Consider the following 18,172-nt stretch of genomic DNA (forward strand, 5'->3'; position numbering starts at 1 on the left):
GGCACACCGTGATCAGTCCGCCGCCCGGCGCGCCCACAACACCAGAACGCCGGCCAGCACGATGCCCACCAGGTTCACCGCGAGCTGCAAAGCCGACTTGGCGGCGACGTCCCAATCGCCGACTGTGGCGGCGACGACCGCGAATCCCGCGGCGGGCACCGTCGTCACTGAGATGAAAACCCCTACCAGCGCAGCCGATTTCGCCGACACCAGCGACAGCATGCCGGCCGCTCCGGCCAGCAGCGCCACCACGAAAGACAGCGGGCCGACCTGGAAGATGAAGTCCACCTGGTCGAGTTGGCGGGTGCTGGTCAAGTCGATCCAGCCGATTGCCTCGCCGGCGAGCACACCCGCCGCGGTGACGAGCATCGCCACCGGGAAGCCGACGATCAGCGCCAGCGCCGCGCGGCGGGCCAGATACATCCGCCGACGTACCAGCGACACGGCCAGGGCCGCCAGCGGGCCGAACTCCGGTCCGACCACCATGGCGCCCACCACGGTGACGGGTGAGTCGGTGGCCACCCCGATGGCCGCGATCAGGCAGGCCAGGCACAAGAACGCGAGGAACGTGATGTTGAGGGTGGACTCCTCGCGGGTGCGGGCGGCCAGCTCGTCCCAGACCACGGCGTCGGCGGGATCGCCCTCGGCCTCGTCCTCGGCGCGGTAGGCCCGGGTGGACAGCACGGTGTCGACGACGTCGAGCGTGATCGCCCCGCGCTCCTTGACGCCGAGCGCCTTGAGCCCGTCGATCACGTCGTTGGCCGATTCCCGGGCGATGTCGGCGGTGATCTCGTCACCGCGGGGGTCCAGGGCGGCCTCGCGGTGGAAAACAATGTGGGCGACACCGTCGGTGGCGGAGAGCAGGTCGAGCACCGCTTCGCGCAGTTCGGACGGCGCGATCACGCGCAAATGCAGCACCCGGCGAGAGTAACGGGTAGCGGTTGGTCCTGCGGGTGTCGAGGTTGCGCGCAAGGCTGTGAAATCAGTCAATCCACGACCGGGTGTGCAAACTCAACGGCAACCCGCCGAAATCACACCTTCTGCAGCTCGAACAGCGGGATGACGCGAGAAGTCTTCGCCTGATACTCGGCGAATACCGGTGCCAGCTCCACGATCTTCGGATAGAGCTGATCGCGTTCCGCGGGTGGCAACTCGCGGGCGATCACGTCGTAGGCGTCGGTGCCCACCTCGACGTGCGCCCGCGGGTTGGCCCGCAGATTGTGCACCCACGCCGGATGGACGTCCGCGCCTGCGTAGGAGCCGACGATGATCATGCGATCGTCGATGGTCAGGTAGGCCAATGGGGACAGCCGCGGCTGGCCCGACTTCGCGCCGGTGGTGGTGAGCAGCAGCAGGTTGGCGCCCTCGAATTGGCCGCCGACCTTGCCGCCGTTGGCGCGGAACTCATCGACGATGGATTCGTTGAACGCCTGCAGGGATTCGGTCATGCCTCGTCAAGCTTCCTCGGCTTGGCGTCTATTCCCGATTCCCGCCGCTGCTGCGGCGTGATCGGCGCCGGCGCGTCGGTCAGCGGGTCGACGCCGCCGCCGGTCTTCGGGAACGCGATGACCTCGCGGATGGATTCCATCCCGGCCAGTAGTGCGGTGATGCGGTCCCAGCCGAACGCGATTCCGCCGTGCGGCGGCGCGCCGAACATGAACGCCTCCAACAGGAAACCGAACTTCGCCTCGGCCTGCGCCTTGTCCAGACCCATCACCGCGAACACTTTTTCCTGGACGTCGCGGCGGTGGATACGGATCGACCCGCCGCCGATCTCGTTGCCGTTGCAGACCACGTCATAGGCGTCGGCAAGCACGGCGCCCGGATCGGTGTCGATGCGATCGGCGAACTCCGGTTTGGGCGCGGTGAACGCGTGGTGCACGGCCGTCCAGGCCCCGCCGCCGACCGTCACCTCACCGGCGGCGGTGGCCTCATCGGCCGGCTCGAACAGCGGCGGGTCCACCACCCAGGTGAACGCCCACGCGTTCGGGTCGATCATGTCGAGCCGTTTCGCGATCTCGATGCGCGCGGCGCCGAGCAGCGCGCGCGACGACTTCGCCGGACCGGCCGAGAAGAACACGCAGTCCCCCGGCGCCGCGCCGACGTGCGCGGCCAGCCCGGCGCGTTCGGCGTCCGACAGGTTCTTGGCGACGGGCCCGCCGAGCGTGCCGTCGTCGCCCACCAGCACGTAGGCCAGCCCGCGGTGTCCGCGCTGCTTGGCCCAGTCCTGCCAGCCGTCGAGCGTGCGCCGCGGCTGCGACGCGCCGCCCGGCATGACGACCGCGCCGACATAGGGCGCCTGGAACACCCGGAACGGGGTGTCGGAGAAGTAGTCGGTGCATTCGACGAGTTCGAGTCCGAAGCGCAGATCGGGCTTGTCGGAGCCGAACCGGCGCATGGCGTCGTCGTAGGTCATCCGCGGCAGCGGCAGCGGTACCTCGTAACCGATCAGCGCCCACAGCGCCGCGATGATCTCCTCGGAGATCGCGATGACATCCTCGGCGTCGACGAAGCTCATCTCCATATCGAGCTGGGTGAACTCGGGCTGGCGGTCGGCGCGGAAATCCTCGTCGCGGTAGCAGCGGGCGATCTGGTAGTAGCGCTCCATGCCGGCCACCATCAGCAGCTGCTTGAACAACTGCGGGCTCTGCGGCAGCGCGTAGAACGAACCGGGCTGCAGCCGCGCCGGCACCAGGAAGTCACGCGCCCCCTCCGGCGTCGACCGGGTCAGCGTCGGCGTCTCGATCTCCACGAAGTCGTGCTTGGCCAGCACCGCGCGCGCAGCCGCACTTACCTTGGAGCGCAACCGAATTGCCGAGCCCGGCCCCTCGCGGCGCAGATCCAGGTAGCGGTACTTGAGCCGGGCTTCCTCACCGGCGGGCTCGTCGAGCTGGAACGGCAGCGGCGCGCTCTCCCCCAGCACCCGCAGCGCGGTGGCATTGACCTCGATCTCGCCCGTCGCGATCTCGGGGTTGGCATTGCCTTCGGGCCGGATCTCGACGACGCCGTCGACGGCGATGCAGAACTCCGCTCGCAACCGGTGCGCCTGCTCCAGCACGTCGGCCTCGCGGAACACCACCTGCGATACGCCCGACGCGTCGCGCAGGTCGATGAAGATGACGCCGCCGTGGTCTCGGCGACGCGCCACCCACCCGGCCAGGGTCACCGTCTGCCCGGCATCGGTGGGCCGCAACGAACCGGCGGCGTGACTGCGCAGCACAAAAACTCCCTGAGTAGGTGTTTGGGACCGCCACAGTCTAAGAGGTGCGGCCGATGGTCCTTGCCTTGCACCGCGACTAGACAGGCTGATCTACTGTGTATGGCCATGAGGCCCTGCGAACGCGTCGACCTGGACTTCATCGACTCCGCGCCGTACCGGTTCGTCAGCACCGTCGAGCTCGCCATCACGCCCGAGCAGCTCTTCGAGGTGCTTGCCGACGCCGAGTCATGGCCGCAGTGGGCCACGGTGATCACCAAGGTGACCTGGACCAGTCCGGAGCCGCGCGGCGTCGGCACCACACGCACGGTGCACATGCGCGGCGGCATCGTCGGCGATGAGGAGTTTCTGGCCTGGGAACCGTTCAGCCACATGGCGTTTCGATTCAACGAGGCGTCGACGGGCAGTATTGCGGCGTTCGCCGAGGACTATCGCGTGGTGAAGACGTCGGGTGGTTGCCACCTGACCTGGGTGATGGCCATGAAGCCCAAGGGGCTGGCGGCGCGGCTGGGTATGACGCTCGGCAGGCCGGTGATGGCCTGGATGTTCCAGCGGTTCCTCTACAACCTGCGCCGCTACTGCGACGAACGCTACGGGGGCTAGTACAGCCCCTCCCACGCCGAACGCCGGACGCCATCGGGGTCGTCGACGGTGTCGTCGCGGGTGGACCGGATGACACGGGTACGACGCCGGTCCGTGTCGTAGCGCGGCCACTGCGGCCCCAGGCCGTCGGCGGCGAAGTCCAGCCACGTGCGCTGCATCCGCCGGCCGACCGACGGCTGCACACGCCGGCCCAGCGGATGGAGTTTGCGGCCCAGATATGACGCGTAGCTGTGTTGGATGTGCACGATCTCGCTGCCATGCGTCGCACCGAGGCCCAACGCCCGCAATGTCCACGTCGTGTGGTCGAAGCGGTACACGTAGGTCGGCGCGTGCGGGCTGTAGGCGTCGGCGAACGCCCACGTCGGGGCGCCGAACATGACGTCGGAGCCGAACGCCACCAGCGCCCGTCGTCGCGGATAGCCCGGATATGCGGCCAGCACCCGGTCCTTCGCGTCCGGTGCCCGCCGCCGGAAATAGCCTTCGACGCCGGCGACCGTGGTGGGCAGCATCGGCGGCTTGCCCCACGCGAACATCGACGCCTCGTGGCTGTTGGTGCCGATGATCAGCGGCACCTCCAATACCTCGCCGGCCCGCGCGGCCTCGATCGGGTGTCGTGGCAACAAGTCGACTCCGTGGGTCAGGCCGTAGGCCAATGTCGGCGTCTCCTGGGCGCTTTCGAGTTGCAACTGCCCGGCCGCGCGGCGCAGCTGCCGCTGTGGCAAAGCTTTGATCTCGTCGACTCCGACGCCGAGCCGTTCCACAAAGCGTCGGGCCCGTTGCGCGCGGATTTCGCGGTCGGCGATCAACGGCAGCGCGGGGCTTTGGGCGATCGCGCGGGCGAACAGCCCCTTCGCGGACGGGCTGGCCAGTAGCGCCAACACCGATGTGGCGCCAGCAGATTCACCGAATACCGTCACCTTCTGGGGATGACCGCCGAACGCGGCGATGTTGTCCTGCACCCAACGCAGCGCGGCGATCTGGTCGCGCAGACAGAGGTTGTCGTCGAATCCCTCGCCGAGATCAGAGAGTTCGAAACCCCCGAACACCCCAAGCCGGTAGGTGACGTTGACGACGACCACGTTGCCGTTCGCGGCCAGCCGCGACCCGTTATACAGCTGTAACTGGCCCGCGCCGTAGACGAACGCACCGCCGGGAATCCACACCATCACCGGCAATGAACCCCGGGTGTTGGGCGACCAGACGGTGACGGTCAGGCAGGCCTCGTCGCGGACCTTGGGATCGTCGCGGCCGCCGCCGACAAACGATCGTCCCTGCGGCGGCAGCGGCCCGTGTTCGATTGCATCGCGCAGACCGGTCCACGGCTGAAGTGGTCTCGGCGCCAGAAACCGCCGCTCACCGATCGGTTGCTGGGCATATGCGACGCCTCGCCAGACCGCAACGCCGCCTTCGGTGGTGCCCCGCAAACGCCCCAGCGAGGTGTGCGCGATGGTCGAAACTTCTGCGACGACGGACACGGCTGAATCGTAGTGTGGCAAGCTGAACGCGGCTGGTATCCAGACCAACGGCGAGCGATGGAGCAGTGCGATGACCTTCAGCGAGGGCATGCAGATCGACACGTCCACCACCTCGACGAGCGGTGGCGGCCGTGGCCCTGGGCGGGGTATGGCGATCGGCGGGGGCCTTGGCGGCCTGGTGGTTTTGATCGCAGCGCTGCTGCTCGGCATCGACCCCGGCACGGTTATGCCGACGCAACAGCAGATCAGCACCGAGGATGTCTCCGCGGAAGGTTTCGACCTGAGCCAGTGCAAGACCGGCGCCGACGCGAACGAAATCACCGAATGCCGCGTGGTGGCGACAGGTAACTCGGTTGACGGTGTGTGGCAACAGCTGGCGCCCGGCTATAAGCGTCCGCACGTGCGGCTCTTCAAGGGCCAGGTCAACACCGGCTGCGGCATGGCCACCAGTGACGTCGGCCCGTTCTACTGTCCGGTGGACCAGACCGCGTATTTCGACACCGACTTCTTCCAGGTGCTCGTCGACCAGTTCGGTTCCAGCGGCGGGCCGTTGGCGCAGGAGTACGTCGTCGCCCACGAGTTCGGGCATCACCTGCAAAATCTGCAGGGCATCCTCGGCCGTGCCCAGCAGGATCCGACCGGCGCGACCGGCGGTGGTGTGCGCACCGAATTGATGGCCGACTGCTACGCCGGTGTGTGGGCTCATTACGCGGCCATCACCAAGCAGGAAAGCACCGGTGTGCCGTACCTACAGCCGTTGAGCGACAAGGATATTGCCGATGCGCTCTCGGCGGCGTCGGCCGTCGGCGACGACCGCATCCAAGCGGCCGCCACCGGGCGGGTCAATCCCGAGGCCTGGACGCACGGCTCCGCCGAGCAACGTCAGAAGTGGTTCACCATCGGGTACCAGACCGGCGATCCCAACAAGTGCGATACCTTCGCGACGAACGACCTTGGGTAGGCGGCCTACTCAGGTTGATGCCGTAGCCGAGCGTTATCTCGAGGCGTTTGCCGCGCTCGACCCCTGTGCGGCAACCGAACTGGGCATCACGGGCCACGATGACGACATCACCGACTACTCCCCCGACGGCGTAGCGGCGCGGGCCGAGTTGGCTCGTTCGGCGCTGCGCGAGTTGGACGGCGTGGCGCCTGTGGACGACGTCGACGTGGTGACGGTCGCCGCGATGCGCGAACGGCTCGGTGTCCTCGTGGAATTGCACGAGGCGGGGCTGGATCTCGGCGAGCTCAACGTGATCGCCTCGCCGCTGCAGAATATGCGCGACGTATTCGACCTGATGGCCACCGACACCGAGGATGATTGGCGGTTGATCGGGACGAGGCTGTCGAAGATTCCCGACCGCGTCGCGGGTTACGCCGCCGCGTTGCGCTCCGCGGTGGCTCAAGGCCACGCGCCCGCCGCACGACAGGTCAGCCGCGGCGTCGAGCAGGCCGGGCAGATCCAGCAGTTGTTCGTCGACATGGTGGCGTCTGCCGCGCCGGAAAACCCGTTGCTAAACAACGAATTGCAGCAGCACGCCGCCGCCGCCGCAAACGCGTACGCGGGGCTGGCGACCATTCTGCGTCAGGACATCGCCCCGCACGCCCGCTCCGACGACGCATGCGGCCGTGATACCTACCGGCTGCTGTCGCGGGCGTTTCTGGGCGCCGAAGTCGACCTCGACGAGACTTACGACTGGGGCTTGCGGTTGCTGCAAAGCATTGTCGCCGAACAGGAATCGATCGCCGACCGGCTCTACCCGGGCGCGTCGGTCAGCGAAGCACTGAGCCGGCTCGACGAGGAACCGCGCTACATCGTGCGCGGCACCGACGCGCTGCAGGCCTGGATGCAGGACCTGTCCGACCGTGCGGTGGAATCCTTGGCCGACACCCACTTCGAGATCGCCGGGCCGCTGCGCCGGCTGGAATGCTGCATAGCGCCGACACACACCGGCGGCATCTACTACACCGGCCCGTCGGAAGACCTGTCCCGGCCGGGCCGCATGTGGTGGTCCGTACCGCGTGGCGTCGACACGTTTCACACGTGGCAGGAGACGACGACCGTCTTCCATGAGGGCGTGCCCGGTCATCATCTGCAGATCGGCCGGTCGGTGATTCTGGCCGACCAACTCAACCGCTGGCGCAGACTGGGCTGCTGGGTATCCGGTCACGGTGAGGGCTGGGCGTTGTACGCCGAGCGGTTGATGGCCGAGCTGGGCTGGCTCGACGACGCAGGCAATCGCATGGGCATGCTGGACGCCCAGCGTTTCCGCGCCGCACGGGTGGTTATCGACATCGGTGTGCACTGCGGGATGACGGCACCCGACGGTGGCGTGTGGGACGCCGAGAAAGCGTGGGTGTTTCTGACCACGCACAGCGCGATGGCCGAAGCAAATCTGCGCTTCGAGTTGGACCGGTACCTGGGCTGGCCCGGGCAGGCGCCGTCGTATGCGATCGGACAACGAATCTGGCAGCAGCTGCGCGACGAGATGCTGGGCCGTGGCCTGTCACTACGGGAGTTTCACAGGCGTGCGCTGGATCTGGGCGGACTGCCGCTGGATGTGCTGAAGTCCGCGCTGCTGGGTTGAGGGCGGGCGCCCGTGGTCCATTGACCACATTGAACACATCCCGCTAATGTGTTCAAATGCGGGCCGCGCCGGACAAGCGAGTATCCCCCGCGCTGCTGGCCGCGACGGCGGAGACGCTGCGTCGACTCGGTCCGCGCCAGTTCAGTTTGACCGCGGTCGCCGACGCCGCCGGCGTTTCCCGCGGCACCGTCCACAACGCCCTGGGCAGTCGCGATCGTGCGATCAAGGCCGCGCTGGACCATCTGGCGTCGGTCTTTGTCGAATCGATGGCGGCCGAGGTCGACAAGCAGACCATGCTGGCCGACCAGGTGGCCGCCGCGGCGGTGGTGATCTGCGCGCATCGGCAGCGCTCGGATTCGATAGCGCCACGCGGCATCAACGAGAGCATCCTGGTGCTGCTGCTGCGCAACATCGGCGACGACCTGATGAAGCGATCGGTCGAACTGTGGAAGCCGCTGGTGCGCGCGGCGCAAGACCGTGGAGAGGTCAGGGCCGGCGTTGATCCGGCACGAGCGAGTGAATGGATTGTGCGAATGCTGTTGAGTTTCGAGCTGTTACCGCCCATCGGCGTGAACCTGGACAGCCCGCGCGCAGTCCGCGGGTTCGTGTCCGAGCACATCGTGGCAGGGCTCCGGTGACTGCGCCGACGTACGAGGCCGCCATCATCGGCGCGGGCCCCGGCGGCATAACGGCCGGCCACATGCTGCTCAAGAAGGGCATCACAAACTTCGTGATCCTGGAACGGGCAAGCGATTTCGGCGGCACCTGGCGCGACAACCACTACCCCGGGCTGGCCGTCGACATTCCGTCGCTGTGGTACCAGCTGCCGTTTGCGCCCAACCCCAACTGGTCCCGGTTGTTCGCACCAGGCCCCGAGATCCAGCGGTACCTTCAGGACACCGCCCGCACGCTGGGGTTGTATCAGTATCTGCAGGCCAATTCTGAAGTGACACAGCAGCAGTGGGACGACCATGCGGGCATGTGGCGTCTGCGCATCAAGAACCGGCCGACCGTCACCGCCCGATTCGTGATCAGCTCGGTCGGCGGCTACGTCAACGCCAAGAACACCATCGACATCGACGGCGTAGACGATTTCGAGGGCACGATTCTGCGGCCCAACGCCTGGGATGATGGCTATGACACTCGCGGAAAGCGCATCGCCGTGATCGGCACTGGATCCAGTGGCGTGCAGATCGCGTCGGCGCTGGCCGCACAAGCCCGCAGTCTGGACGTCTACCAGCGCACACCCGGCTGGATACTGCCCAAGATCGACTTCGAGTTCACGCCATGGATGCGAAAAGCTTTGAGCCTGCCCGGTTTGATCGCCGCCGTCAATCTGGCGGGCCGAGTCGTGATGGACGCATTCATGGTGGCGCCCATCGTGCACCTGCTGTCGCGGCTGCCCGACAAAGTGCTCGTCCGCGTCCTTCCGCTCTACGACAAGTGGTGCCGACTGCTGTACCGCATACTGCTGCGCGCGACGGTCGACGACCCCGCCTACCGCAAAGCCCTGCTGCCCCGCATCGGCATCCTCGCCAAACGCCCGGTCATCTCCAGCACGTTCTTCAAGGCGCTCAACAGACCCAACACGTCGTTGATCACCACTCCCATCCAGAGAATCACCCACACCGGCGTGCGCACCACCGACGGCACCGAACGCGCCGCCGATCTGATCGTGGCGGCCACCGGCTACGAGCTGTGGACCGATCCGGAGACGTATCGACCGGGTACTATCCTGGGCGCCAACGGATTTGATCTTGCCGAGTACTACCGGGCGCACGGGTTGCGCAGCTATGCGGGTACTGCGCATCCACGGCTGCCCAACCGATGGGAGATCGTCGGCCCCACCGGCTTCGTCGGCTTCGCGTGGATGGACTACGACGAGACGATGGCCGAGCACGCGGTCCGCATGATCGAGGAGACCCGCCGGCGCGGCGCCCACGTCGTCGAGGTCAGCCAGGACGCGTTCAACCGCTGGAATGAGCGGATGCGCCGGCAGGGTAAGGCGGTGCAGGTCTACATCGTCGACTGCAATCGCGGCCTGAACAGCTACTTCGTCAACTCACACGGCGAGGTTGTGTACTACCGGCCGCAAACCATCACCGGGGCAAGGCGTTTCAGTCGGCGCTCACCGCTGTCGGACTACCAGTTCTCCCAACGGCCGGCCTACACACCAGTCAAGGAGAAAACGGCATGACGGACACACCGCTGGCGGGCAAGGTCGCCTATGTGACGGGGGCGGCACGCGGACAGGGTCGCTCGCACTGCGTGCGGCTGGCGCGGGCCGGCGCCGACATCGTCGCCATCGACGCCTGTGGTCCGGTGGCCCAGCACAACGGCTACGAGCCCGCCCGCCCCGAGGACCTCGCCGAAACGGTCAGCCTCGTAGAGGGTGAGGGCCGCAAGATCCTGGCGGCCGAGGTCGACGTGCGCGACGCCGCCGGACAGCAGCGTGTCGTCGCCGACGCGGTCGAGCAGTTCGGCCGTCTCGACATCGTCGTCGCCAACGCAGGAGTGATGAATTGGGGTCGGCTGTGGGAGATTTCGGCCGAGCAGTGGCAGGACGTCCTCGACGTCAACCTGACCGGTGTGTGGAACACCATCAAAGCCGTGGTGCCGCCCATGATCGGCGCCGGCAACGGCGGTTCGATCATCACCATCAGCTCAGCCGCCGGCATCAAGGCCGTGCCGGGCTGCGGCCATTACTGCGCCAGCAAGTTCGGCGTCGTCGGGCTGACCAACTCACTGGCAGTTGAACTGGGCGAGTTCGGAATCCGGGTGAATTCAGTGCACCCGTACGGCACCGACACGCCGATGGGCAACGACGTGTCGATGTACAAGATCTTCCAGGACCACCCGAATTACATCCACAGCTTCTCGCCCGGCGCGCTGCCCACCGACTCGCTGGCCGCGCCGGACTTGATTTCCGACATCGTCGTCTGGCTGGCCAGCGACGCGTCGTCGTTGGTGACCGCCGCCCAAATCCCCGCGGACAAGGGTTATCTGAAGATCTGACGTCCGTCGAAGTACGGGCTACAGGCGCGACTGTTCCTTGATCGCCGTGTCGGTGGTACGCAGCGGGCGGATCAGCGCGTCCTGGCTGAACGAGGCGAGCATCTCGCCGGATTCGGTGTGCACCGTGCCGCGGACGTACGACATACCCGACCCCACCTGAGTGCTCTCGTGGCTGTACAGCAGCCAGCCGTCCCAGCGCACCGGCTCGTGGAAGCTCACCGTCACCGTCATTGGGGCGGTCGATACCGTCAGATGTGCCTGGGCGGTACCGATGCCTTCATGCGCCCGCATCGTCGTCGAAATCCCCAAATGGCCGGTGAAATACGCGAGCAGCGCCTTGGCCAGATCGTCACGGGTCGGGATCGGGTCGTAGTGCAGCCAGGCGTACAGCTCCGGCGGTCCGACCTCGTCGGGACTGTTGACGTCGACGACGTCGACCAGTCGCACCTGGCGCCCGGCCATCGGCATCTGCGCCACGTTCGCGTCGGCGGGGCCGGCGACGTCGGGCCGCGGCAGGTGGTGGCGGATGACGTCGTCCGACGGCACATCGGTGAACACCGTCGCGGTGATGCAGCGCTTGCCGTTCTGCGACGCCGACACGACCGCGGTCGCGGTGGAGCGCCCTTCACTGATGACGTCGATATCGAATTCCACTGGCGGCCCGACCATCACGGCGCGCGCGAACACCGCGTGCGCCGAGCGCACCGACTTCTCCGGAAACCGTTTGGCCACCGCGACAATCGCCTGGGCCAGCACCTGGGTGCCCTCCACGACCTGCCGGTCATCCTCGCCCGCCGGACCGGTCGGGGCCGTGAACCGGCCCTCGCCTGACGGTTGCGCATCGAAGAGTTCGAGCAGGCCCTCGACCGTCCATTGCGCCTGGTCGGATTCCGTTGTCATGTCGCGTCCTCTCTCATCACCGTGTCGGCAAACTCGGAAAGCGTTTCGGGCTGGGCGAAATCGGCGAACCACACGTAGAAGCGTTCGACACCTTGGGCCGCCAGGCCGGCGAAATGGTTGCCGAGTTCTGCCGCGTCGCCGCACACCAGACCGTCGCCGAGATGGCCGAATCGCCGGTTGCTCACCTCGATGACCGAATCCCGGTCGGCGCCGGCGCCGACGAATCCCACCATCTGCTGAATCGACACCCGCGCAGCGCCGGCATCAGGCCGCAGCTGCGCCAGCTTGCCGATTTCGGGCGCGGGAATGTTCCACCAGTCGGCGTACCGGCGGACCAGTGCCATCGTCTTCTTGCCCGTTCCCCCGAGCACCAACGGAATTCGGTGCGGCGGCCGGGGTTGCTGCGCCACGTCGGAATCGCCCCAATACTGGCGGATCAGCTCGAGGTCGCGCTCGAGGCGCCGCACGCGCGACCCGACGTCGTCGGCGCCTTCGATGTCGAATCTGGTGAACTCGGCCGGCCACGAACCTGAGCCGAGGCCGAGGTCGAATCTGCCGCCGGATGCCGCGGACAGGGTCACCGCCTGCTTCGCGAGCACCGCTGGATGCCGAAACGCGCTGCACAGCACCAGATGCCCGATGCGCAGCTTTTCGGTGCGGGCGGCCACCCAATCGGCGACGGTCATTGCCTCCCAAATGCTTTGGTGCGCGGCGCCAGGCGACTCGAGATGGTCGATGAACGCGATGCCGTCGAAGCCGCTGGCTTCGGCGACGCGCGCACGCTCGACGATCTCGGCGATTTCCAACCGCACCTGTGGCAGGAAGAGGAACCATTCGGCCATCGGTGCAACACAGTAACCGAGCTTCTACGAAAGCGGTAACGTCGTTCTCATGGCTAAGCCCAGCGGACGACAACCAGAGCCCGGGGCGATCGACACCGAATCGCGCGCGACTCGCTTCATGCGGTCCGCGCTGGCGATCCTGGGCGAAACGGGCCGCACAGACTTCACCGTGCTGGAAGTGGTGGAGCGGTCGAAGACGTCACTGCGGTCCTTTTACCAGCACTTCTCGACCAAGGACGAGTTGCTGCTCGCGCTCATCGACAAGATCATGGCCGAGTCGACCCGCCGGTGGCGGGAGGAAACCGAGGACCTGGACAGCCTCGCCGCGCTGCGCCTGTTGATCGACCGGATCTGCACACCCGCGGAAACCAGCACCCAGGACAGGGTCAACCGCGGCCTGACGTCCTACAACGACCGCCTCGCCGAGACGCTGCCCCGCGAGTACGCCCGCGTGCTGTCCCCGCTGCATGGACTGATCAAAGACATCATCAACCGGGGGATCGCCGACGGCACCTTCCGGGCCGGCCTCGACGTCGACGCCACCGCCGCACTGATCATGCAGTCGGCGCTCGGGGCCATGCGCCTGCACGTCCTGGGCGCCGAGTTGAACGGCGTCCCTGTCGACGCCGACCACATCTACGACTTCTGCGTACACGGCCTGACCAGCGCCGGGTGACCCCGTTGTTTACCCTGCTCGCGGCGTGGTAACGTCATTACCACTTTCGACAACGAGACTCTCCAAGGAGGCGAACATGCCATCTCGACAGCTGTCGTATCCCGTGTTCGACGCCGACAACCACTTCTATGAGCCCAAAGAAGCCCTGACGAAGTTCTTGCCCGACAACCGCAAGGGCGTCATCGACTACATCGACGTGCACGGGCGGACCAAGATCATGGTTCGCAACCACATCAGCGACTACATCCCCAACCCGACCTTCGAGGTGGTCGCTCGCCCTGGCGCGCAGGAGGAGTACTTCCGGCACGGCAGCGGCGGAAAGAGCTACCGCGAGGTGCTGGGCAAGCCCATGAAGGCCATCCCCGCGTTCCGCGATCCGGCGGCGCGCCTCGAGGTGATGGACGGGCTCGGCCTGGACTACACCTTGATGTTCCCAACCCTGGCCTCGCTGGTCGAGGAGCGGTTGAAAGACGATCCGGAACTGATCCACGACATCATCCACGCGCTCAACCAGTGGATGTACGAGACGTGGCAGTTCAACTACGAGGACCGCATCTTCTCCACCCCGGTCATCACGCTGCCCATCGTCGATCGGGCGCTCGAAGAGCTTCAGTGGTGTCTGGAACGCGGCGCCAAGACTGTTTTGGTCCGGCCCGCGCCGGTGCCCGGCTACCGCGGCACCCGCTCGTTCGGGTTGCCCGAGTTCGACCCGTTCTGGGAGGCCTGCGTCAAGGCCGGCATCCCGGTGGCGATGCATGCGTCGGACAGTGGATACGCCCAGTACCTCAACGACTGGGAGCCCGCCGACGAGTTCCTGCCGTTCAAGCCCACCGCATTCCGGATGGTCGCGATGGGTAAGCGCCCGATCGAGGACACCATGGCCGCACTGGTCTGCCACGGCGCGCTGACGCGCAATCCTGATCTGCGCATCCTGTCCGTCGAGAACGGCGCCGACTGGGTGCCCTACCTGTTCAAGCAGTTCAAGAGCACCTACGCGAAGATGCCGAATGAGTTTCCCGAGGACCCGATCCAGGCGTTCAAGCGCAACGTGTACGTCGCGCCGTTCTGGGAGGACAACTTCAAGGAGATGGCAGATCTGGTCGGCATCGACCGCGTCATCTTCGGCTCCGACTGGCCGCATCCGGAGGGTCTGGCAGATCCGATCAAGCTGGCCGACGATCTACAAGCCCATGGCCTGGACGACGAGGGCGTGCGGAAGGTGATGGGCAAGAACATGATTGACTTGTTCAATGTGGAGGACAAGATCGTCCACAAGCCGGACGTGCCACCGCTCGTCATCCCGGCCTGACCAATTCCGCCGCTGCGAGTGCGCCGGGCAGTCGGGTGTGCTCGCGGCGGGTGGAGCCCAAACAACAAGAGGCTGAACTGATCTCATGACCGACGCCGCCAATCCCGAACAAATGTTGTTCGCCTCCACGGCGCAGGCGTTTCTGGAGAAGGAAGCGCCGCTGAGCCGGGTACGTGAACTGCACGAGCAAGGCATCTCGTTCGAGCCCGACTGGTGGCGGCGCGCCGCCGAATTGGGCTGGGCCAGCCTGCTGGTGCCCGAAGCGCTCGGCGGCGGCAGCGTGTCCGGTGACGGCGTGGCCGATCTCGCGCTGGTCGCCGAGCAGGCCGGCAAGACGGTCGCACCGGGCCCATTGCATCCGGTGAGCACCGTTCTCGCCGGACTGGTCGAGGCGCCCGAAAACCACGAGGCGACAATCGAATCGCTGGTGTCCGGCGAATCGGTGGCGTCGTGGGCGGTCTACGAGCCGGGCAAGCCGTGGTCGCCGCTCGATCCGGGTGTGACCGCAACCCCAACCGCGACGGGCTACCGCCTCGACGGGGTGAAGGACCGGGTCGAGGCCGGCGATCAGTGTTCCGTGTTCCTCGTCGTCGCGCGATGCGACGGTGCGGTGCGACAGTTCCTGGTGCCGGCCGATGCGCACGGCGTCGAGGTCCAGGCGCGCCGGTCGATCGACCTGGTGAAGCGTTATGCCACCGTGCGTTTGGACGATGTGGAGGTCGACGAATCTGCCGCCGTAGGAACCGCGGCGCAGACCGCAGCGCTGGTCGATCGGCAGAGCCAGATCGCGGTGATGCTCCAGTGTGCCGAGGTCGTCGGCATCCTCGACACGGTGCTGGGCTTCACCATTCAGTGGGCCTTCGACCGGCACTCGTTCGGGCGTCCGCTGGCGTCGTACCAGGCACTCAAACACCGCTACGCGGACCTGAAGATCTGGTTCGAGGCGTGCCGCGCTACCACCCGCGCTGCGGTGACCGAGGTTTCCAAGCGCTCCCCTAGTGCCGACATGGCGGTCAGCGTGGCCAAATCGTATGTGGGAGAACGTGCTCCGGGCATGTTGCAGGACTGCATTCAACTGCACGGCGGTATCGGCGTCACTTGGGAACACGATCTGCATCTGTATTTGCGCCGAGTCACGCTGTACCGCTCGATGTTCGGCACACCCGAGGACCACAACCTGCGCGTGTATGCGCTGACCGAACAACGGAAGTCAGCCTGATGACCGAGACGACGGCCTTGTCGACCGAAACCACCGAATCCGTCGAGGACTTCGCGGCGCGGGCCCGGGCATGGCTGGCCGAGAATATGCCTCGCATCGATCCGGCCAACCCGCCCGAAGTGGACCGTGGCGAGCAGGGGCCATGGCTGCGGGCGCGGGAACTCCAAAAGAAGCTCTATGAGGGCGGTTTCGCCGGTATCTGCTTCCCGCGAGAGTACGGCGGGCTGGGTCTGCCTATCGAGTATCAGCGGGCGTTCGACATCGAGTCCCGCGGATATGAAATGCCGATCATTCTCAACACGCCGACCTTCACGATCTGCGCAGCGACCATCCTGGACACCGGCAGCGAGGAGCAGAAACGTCAGCACATCTCGGCCGCGCTGCGCGGCGAGGAGGTGCTGGTGCAGCTGCTGAGTGAACCCAGCGGCGGATCGGATCTGGCCGGCGTCATCACCCGCGCCGACCGCAAGGGCGACAAGTGGGTGATCAACGGCGCAAAGACATGGAGCACCAGCGCATTCGCCGCCGACTACGGCCTACTGCTGGCACGCACCGACTGGACTGTGCCCAAGCACGAAGGCCTGACGATGTTCTTGGTGCCGATCAACAGCCCCGGCATCACGCTGCGGCGCATCAAACAGGTCAACGGCTCGGTGGAGTTCTGCGAGGAGTTCTTCGACAACGTCGAACTCGGCGACGAGGCCGTGGTCGGCGAGGTCAACGACGGCTGGCAGGTGGCGTCGCGGCAGCTGTACCACGAGCGACGCGCGGTCGGCGGCGGCTCGGAGTTCGCCAGCGGCATCGGCGCCGAAGGCAAGACGGACGTACCCGTCGACTTCGTCGAATTATTGGCTTCGACAGGACAATCCGACAACGAGCGTGCCCGCGAGATGGCTGGCCGCGCGATCGTGCACCGGGAGGTACAGAAGCAGCTGATCGACCACGTCTATCACGGCGTCCTCGACGGCTCGCTGCCCCCCGCCGCGGGATCGATCATCCGCATCACACACGCCGAAACCCATCAGATGGAGATGGACACCGCGTTGGCCCTCACCGGCAGCACCGGTGTGGTCGAGGGCGACGACGATCTGATCCGCTACGGCGAACGGTACCTGTCGCGGCAGACGGCGTCGCTGGGCGGCGGCACCACCGAGATCGCCCGCAACATCATCGGCGAGCGGGTGCTGGGCTTCCCCCGCGAGTACGCCGCCGACCGCGGCGTCCCGTTCAAGGACGTCAAGCGCGGCAAGACCTGAGCCGTCAAAACAGCGTCGGCTGAACGGGACCAGCGGCAACCGGCGGGGGCGCTCTGAACGACCGGCGGTCCGGCGCGAGGCCGAACTTGGCCACCAACGGTGTCACCCTGTCGTGCAACGTCTGTCGATACTCCGACGGCAAATAGGCGCCACGGCGGTACAACTCGCGATACTGTCCCACCAGCTCTGGATGCGACCGCGCCAACCACGCCATGAACCAGCCACGTGTCGAGCCGCGCAGGTGCAGCCCGAACACCGTCACACCGGTGGCGCCGGCCGCGGCGATCTGCGCCAGCAGCGCGTCGAGGTGCTCCACCGAGTCCGTCAGGTGCGGCAGCACCGGCGCGACCATGACGTGGCAATCCAGGCCGGCGTCGCGGATTGCCGTGATCAACGCGAGCCGGGCCTGCGGCGACGGCGTCCCCGGCTCGACGTCGCGATGCAATTCGGGGTCACCGACCGCCAGCGACACCGCCACGCTGACGTCGACGTGGCCGGCAGCCTCGGCAATCAGTGGAAGGTCCCTGCGCAACAGCGTGCCCTTGGTGAGGATCGAAAACGGTGTGCCCGAATCGGCGAGTGCGCGCAGGATCCCCGGCATCAACGCGTAGCGTCCTTCCGCCCGCTGGTACGGGTCGGTGTTGGTGCCCAGTGCGACGGTCTCCCGCATCCACGACGGACGGTGCACCTCGCGCCAGAGCACGTCGGCGACATTGGTCTTCACCACCACTTGAGTGTCGAAGTCGTTGCCGCAGTCCAGATCCAGGTACTCATGTGTGGGCCGCGCGAAGCAGTACCGGCAGGCATGCGAGCAGCCGCGGTAGCCGTTGACGGTGTAGCGAAACGGCAGCATGGACGCGGCAGCCACTTTGTTCAGGGCCGATTTACACAGCACCTCGTGGAACGTGATGCCGTCGAACTGCGGCGTGCGGACGCTGCGGACAAAGCCGATGCGCTGCAGGCCGGGCAAGGCGCCGTCGTCGACGCGGACGCCCTGGCCATCCCACCGCATACACTTATTCGAACATTTGTTCGATGCAAAGTCAAGTCGCGAAATTGCATTCCGGCAGGAGAA

17 protein-coding genes are annotated in these 18,172 nt (G+C 66.6%); 10 read left to right on the forward strand and 7 right to left on the reverse strand.

What is annotated here, in order from left to right:
* Positions 1-12: 12 nt before the first annotated feature.
* The 3 genes from CWS39_RS01315 to aspS all read right to left on the reverse strand — a co-directional run bounded on the left by CWS39_RS01315 (position 13) and on the right by aspS (position 3,256).
* A complete protein-coding gene (locus tag CWS39_RS01315) occupies positions 13-918 on the reverse strand; it encodes a DUF389 domain-containing protein (protein ID WP_102141087.1) in 906 nt (301 codons plus the stop codon).
* Between the two features lie 113 nt (positions 919-1,031).
* The gene (locus CWS39_RS01320; RefSeq protein ID WP_102141088.1) at positions 1,032-1,448 is read right to left on the reverse strand and encodes a nitroreductase family deazaflavin-dependent oxidoreductase; all 417 of its coding nucleotides are present in this window, start codon (positions 1,446-1,448) and stop codon (positions 1,032-1,034) included.
* Positions 1,445-3,256, reverse strand: a complete 1,812-nt coding sequence (aspS, locus tag CWS39_RS01325; RefSeq protein WP_233213321.1) for an aspartate--tRNA ligase — start codon at positions 3,254-3,256, stop codon at positions 1,445-1,447. Before aspS ends, CWS39_RS01320 begins: the two co-directional genes overlap by 4 nt.
* A 63-nt stretch (positions 3,257-3,319) precedes the next feature.
* On the opposite strand from aspS, the gene CWS39_RS01330 reads away from it, so the two are divergent.
* On the forward strand, positions 3,320-3,820 hold the full coding sequence (locus tag CWS39_RS01330) for an SRPBCC family protein (RefSeq protein WP_102141090.1): 501 nt from the start codon (positions 3,320-3,322) through the stop codon (positions 3,818-3,820).
* Here CWS39_RS01330 and CWS39_RS01335 read toward each other — a convergent pair.
* Entirely contained in the window at positions 3,817-5,451 is a 1,635-nt protein-coding gene (locus tag CWS39_RS01335) for a carboxylesterase/lipase family protein (RefSeq protein ID WP_431306070.1), read from the reverse strand. The genes CWS39_RS01330 and CWS39_RS01335 overlap by 4 nt on opposite strands.
* Here CWS39_RS01335 and ypfJ point away from each other — a divergent pair.
* Genes ypfJ through CWS39_RS01360 form a run of 5 tightly spaced genes read left to right on the forward strand, consistent with a single transcriptional unit; the run spans position 5,366 to position 10,895 of the window.
* On the forward strand, positions 5,366-6,256 hold the full coding sequence (gene ypfJ, locus CWS39_RS01340) for a KPN_02809 family neutral zinc metallopeptidase (RefSeq protein WP_102141091.1): 891 nt from the start codon (positions 5,366-5,368) through the stop codon (positions 6,254-6,256). The genes CWS39_RS01335 and ypfJ overlap by 86 nt on opposite strands.
* The gene (locus CWS39_RS01345; protein WP_102141092.1) at positions 6,249-7,880 is read left to right on the forward strand and encodes a DUF885 domain-containing protein; all 1,632 of its coding nucleotides are present in this window, start codon (positions 6,249-6,251) and stop codon (positions 7,878-7,880) included. The genes ypfJ and CWS39_RS01345 overlap by 8 nt, the downstream gene beginning before the upstream one ends.
* Positions 7,881-7,936: 56 nt before the next feature.
* The gene (locus tag CWS39_RS01350) at positions 7,937-8,518 is read left to right on the forward strand and encodes a TetR/AcrR family transcriptional regulator (RefSeq protein ID WP_102141093.1); all 582 of its coding nucleotides are present in this window, start codon (positions 7,937-7,939) and stop codon (positions 8,516-8,518) included.
* Entirely contained in the window at positions 8,515-10,077 is a 1,563-nt protein-coding gene (locus CWS39_RS01355) for a flavin-containing monooxygenase (RefSeq protein WP_102141094.1), read from the forward strand. Before CWS39_RS01350 ends, CWS39_RS01355 begins: the two co-directional genes overlap by 4 nt.
* The gene (locus CWS39_RS01360; protein ID WP_102141095.1) at positions 10,074-10,895 is read left to right on the forward strand and encodes a mycofactocin-coupled SDR family oxidoreductase; all 822 of its coding nucleotides are present in this window, start codon (positions 10,074-10,076) and stop codon (positions 10,893-10,895) included. The genes CWS39_RS01355 and CWS39_RS01360 overlap by 4 nt, the downstream gene beginning before the upstream one ends.
* A gap of 18 nt (positions 10,896-10,913) precedes the next feature.
* Here the strand turns inward: CWS39_RS01360 and CWS39_RS01365 are convergent, their stop codons facing one another.
* Together CWS39_RS01365 and CWS39_RS01370 are read right to left on the reverse strand one after the other, a co-directional pair.
* Complete coding sequence (locus CWS39_RS01365) at positions 10,914-11,795, reverse strand: acyl-CoA thioesterase (RefSeq protein ID WP_102141096.1); 882 nt, start codon at positions 11,793-11,795, stop codon at positions 10,914-10,916.
* Positions 11,792-12,637, reverse strand: a complete 846-nt coding sequence (locus CWS39_RS01370) for an LLM class flavin-dependent oxidoreductase (protein WP_102141097.1) — start codon at positions 12,635-12,637, stop codon at positions 11,792-11,794. Before CWS39_RS01370 ends, CWS39_RS01365 begins: the two co-directional genes overlap by 4 nt.
* A 49-nt stretch (positions 12,638-12,686) precedes the next feature.
* On the opposite strand from CWS39_RS01370, the gene CWS39_RS01375 reads away from it, so the two are divergent.
* The 4 genes from CWS39_RS01375 (at position 12,687) to CWS39_RS01390 (ending at position 17,097) form a co-directional block, all read left to right on the forward strand.
* On the forward strand, positions 12,687-13,313 hold the full coding sequence (locus tag CWS39_RS01375) for a TetR/AcrR family transcriptional regulator (RefSeq protein ID WP_102141098.1): 627 nt from the start codon (positions 12,687-12,689) through the stop codon (positions 13,311-13,313).
* A 76-nt stretch (positions 13,314-13,389) separates the two neighbouring features.
* Positions 13,390-14,622: an amidohydrolase family protein gene (locus tag CWS39_RS01380; RefSeq protein WP_102141099.1), complete on the forward strand. Its 1,233-nt coding sequence runs from the start codon at positions 13,390-13,392 to the stop codon at positions 14,620-14,622.
* Positions 14,623-14,707: 85 nt separating this feature from the next.
* On the forward strand, positions 14,708-15,841 hold the full coding sequence (locus CWS39_RS01385; protein ID WP_102141100.1) for an acyl-CoA dehydrogenase family protein: 1,134 nt from the start codon (positions 14,708-14,710) through the stop codon (positions 15,839-15,841).
* A complete protein-coding gene (locus tag CWS39_RS01390; RefSeq protein WP_102141101.1) occupies positions 15,841-17,097 on the forward strand; it encodes an acyl-CoA dehydrogenase family protein in 1,257 nt (418 codons plus the stop codon). Before CWS39_RS01385 ends, CWS39_RS01390 begins: the two co-directional genes overlap by 1 nt.
* Positions 17,098-17,101: 4 nt before the next feature.
* On the opposite strand, the gene CWS39_RS01395 is transcribed toward CWS39_RS01390, so the two are convergent.
* Positions 17,102-18,109 (reverse strand): Rv2578c family radical SAM protein, encoded by a 1,008-nt coding sequence (locus CWS39_RS01395; RefSeq protein WP_102141102.1) that lies wholly within the window; start codon positions 18,107-18,109, stop codon positions 17,102-17,104.
* Between the last annotated feature and the right edge of the window lie 63 nt (positions 18,110-18,172).

Source organism: Mycobacterium hubeiense, from assembly GCF_002838065.1.
GTDB classification, from domain to species: domain Bacteria; phylum Actinomycetota; class Actinomycetes; order Mycobacteriales; family Mycobacteriaceae; genus Mycobacterium; species Mycobacterium hubeiense.

Bases quoted from the DNA above. Each gene is read 5' to 3' on its own strand.
- CWS39_RS01320 (WP_102141088.1), bottom strand. From the start codon at position 1,448: ATGACCGAATCCCTGCAGGCGTTCAACGAATCCATCGTCGATGAGTTC.
- CWS39_RS01330 (WP_102141090.1), top strand. From the start codon at position 3,320: ATGGCCATGAGGCCCTGCGAACGCGTCGACCTGGACTTCATCGACTCC.
- ypfJ (WP_102141091.1), top strand. From the start codon at position 5,366: ATGACCTTCAGCGAGGGCATGCAGATCGACACGTCCACCACCTCGACG.
- CWS39_RS01350 (WP_102141093.1), top strand. From the start codon at position 7,937: ATGCGGGCCGCGCCGGACAAGCGAGTATCCCCCGCGCTGCTGGCCGCG.
- CWS39_RS01360 (WP_102141095.1), top strand. From the start codon at position 10,074: ATGACGGACACACCGCTGGCGGGCAAGGTCGCCTATGTGACGGGGGCG.
- CWS39_RS01365 (WP_102141096.1), bottom strand. From the start codon at position 11,795: ATGACAACGGAATCCGACCAGGCGCAATGGACGGTCGAGGGCCTGCTC.
- CWS39_RS01370 (WP_102141097.1), bottom strand. From the start codon at position 12,637: ATGGCCGAATGGTTCCTCTTCCTGCCACAGGTGCGGTTGGAAATCGCC.
- CWS39_RS01375 (WP_102141098.1), top strand. From the start codon at position 12,687: ATGGCTAAGCCCAGCGGACGACAACCAGAGCCCGGGGCGATCGACACC.
- CWS39_RS01380 (WP_102141099.1), top strand. From the start codon at position 13,390: ATGCCATCTCGACAGCTGTCGTATCCCGTGTTCGACGCCGACAACCAC.
- CWS39_RS01385 (WP_102141100.1), top strand. From the start codon at position 14,708: ATGACCGACGCCGCCAATCCCGAACAAATGTTGTTCGCCTCCACGGCG.
- CWS39_RS01390 (WP_102141101.1), top strand. From the start codon at position 15,841: ATGACCGAGACGACGGCCTTGTCGACCGAAACCACCGAATCCGTCGAG.
- CWS39_RS01395 (WP_102141102.1), bottom strand. From the start codon at position 18,109: ATGCGGTGGGATGGCCAGGGCGTCCGCGTCGACGACGGCGCCTTGCCC.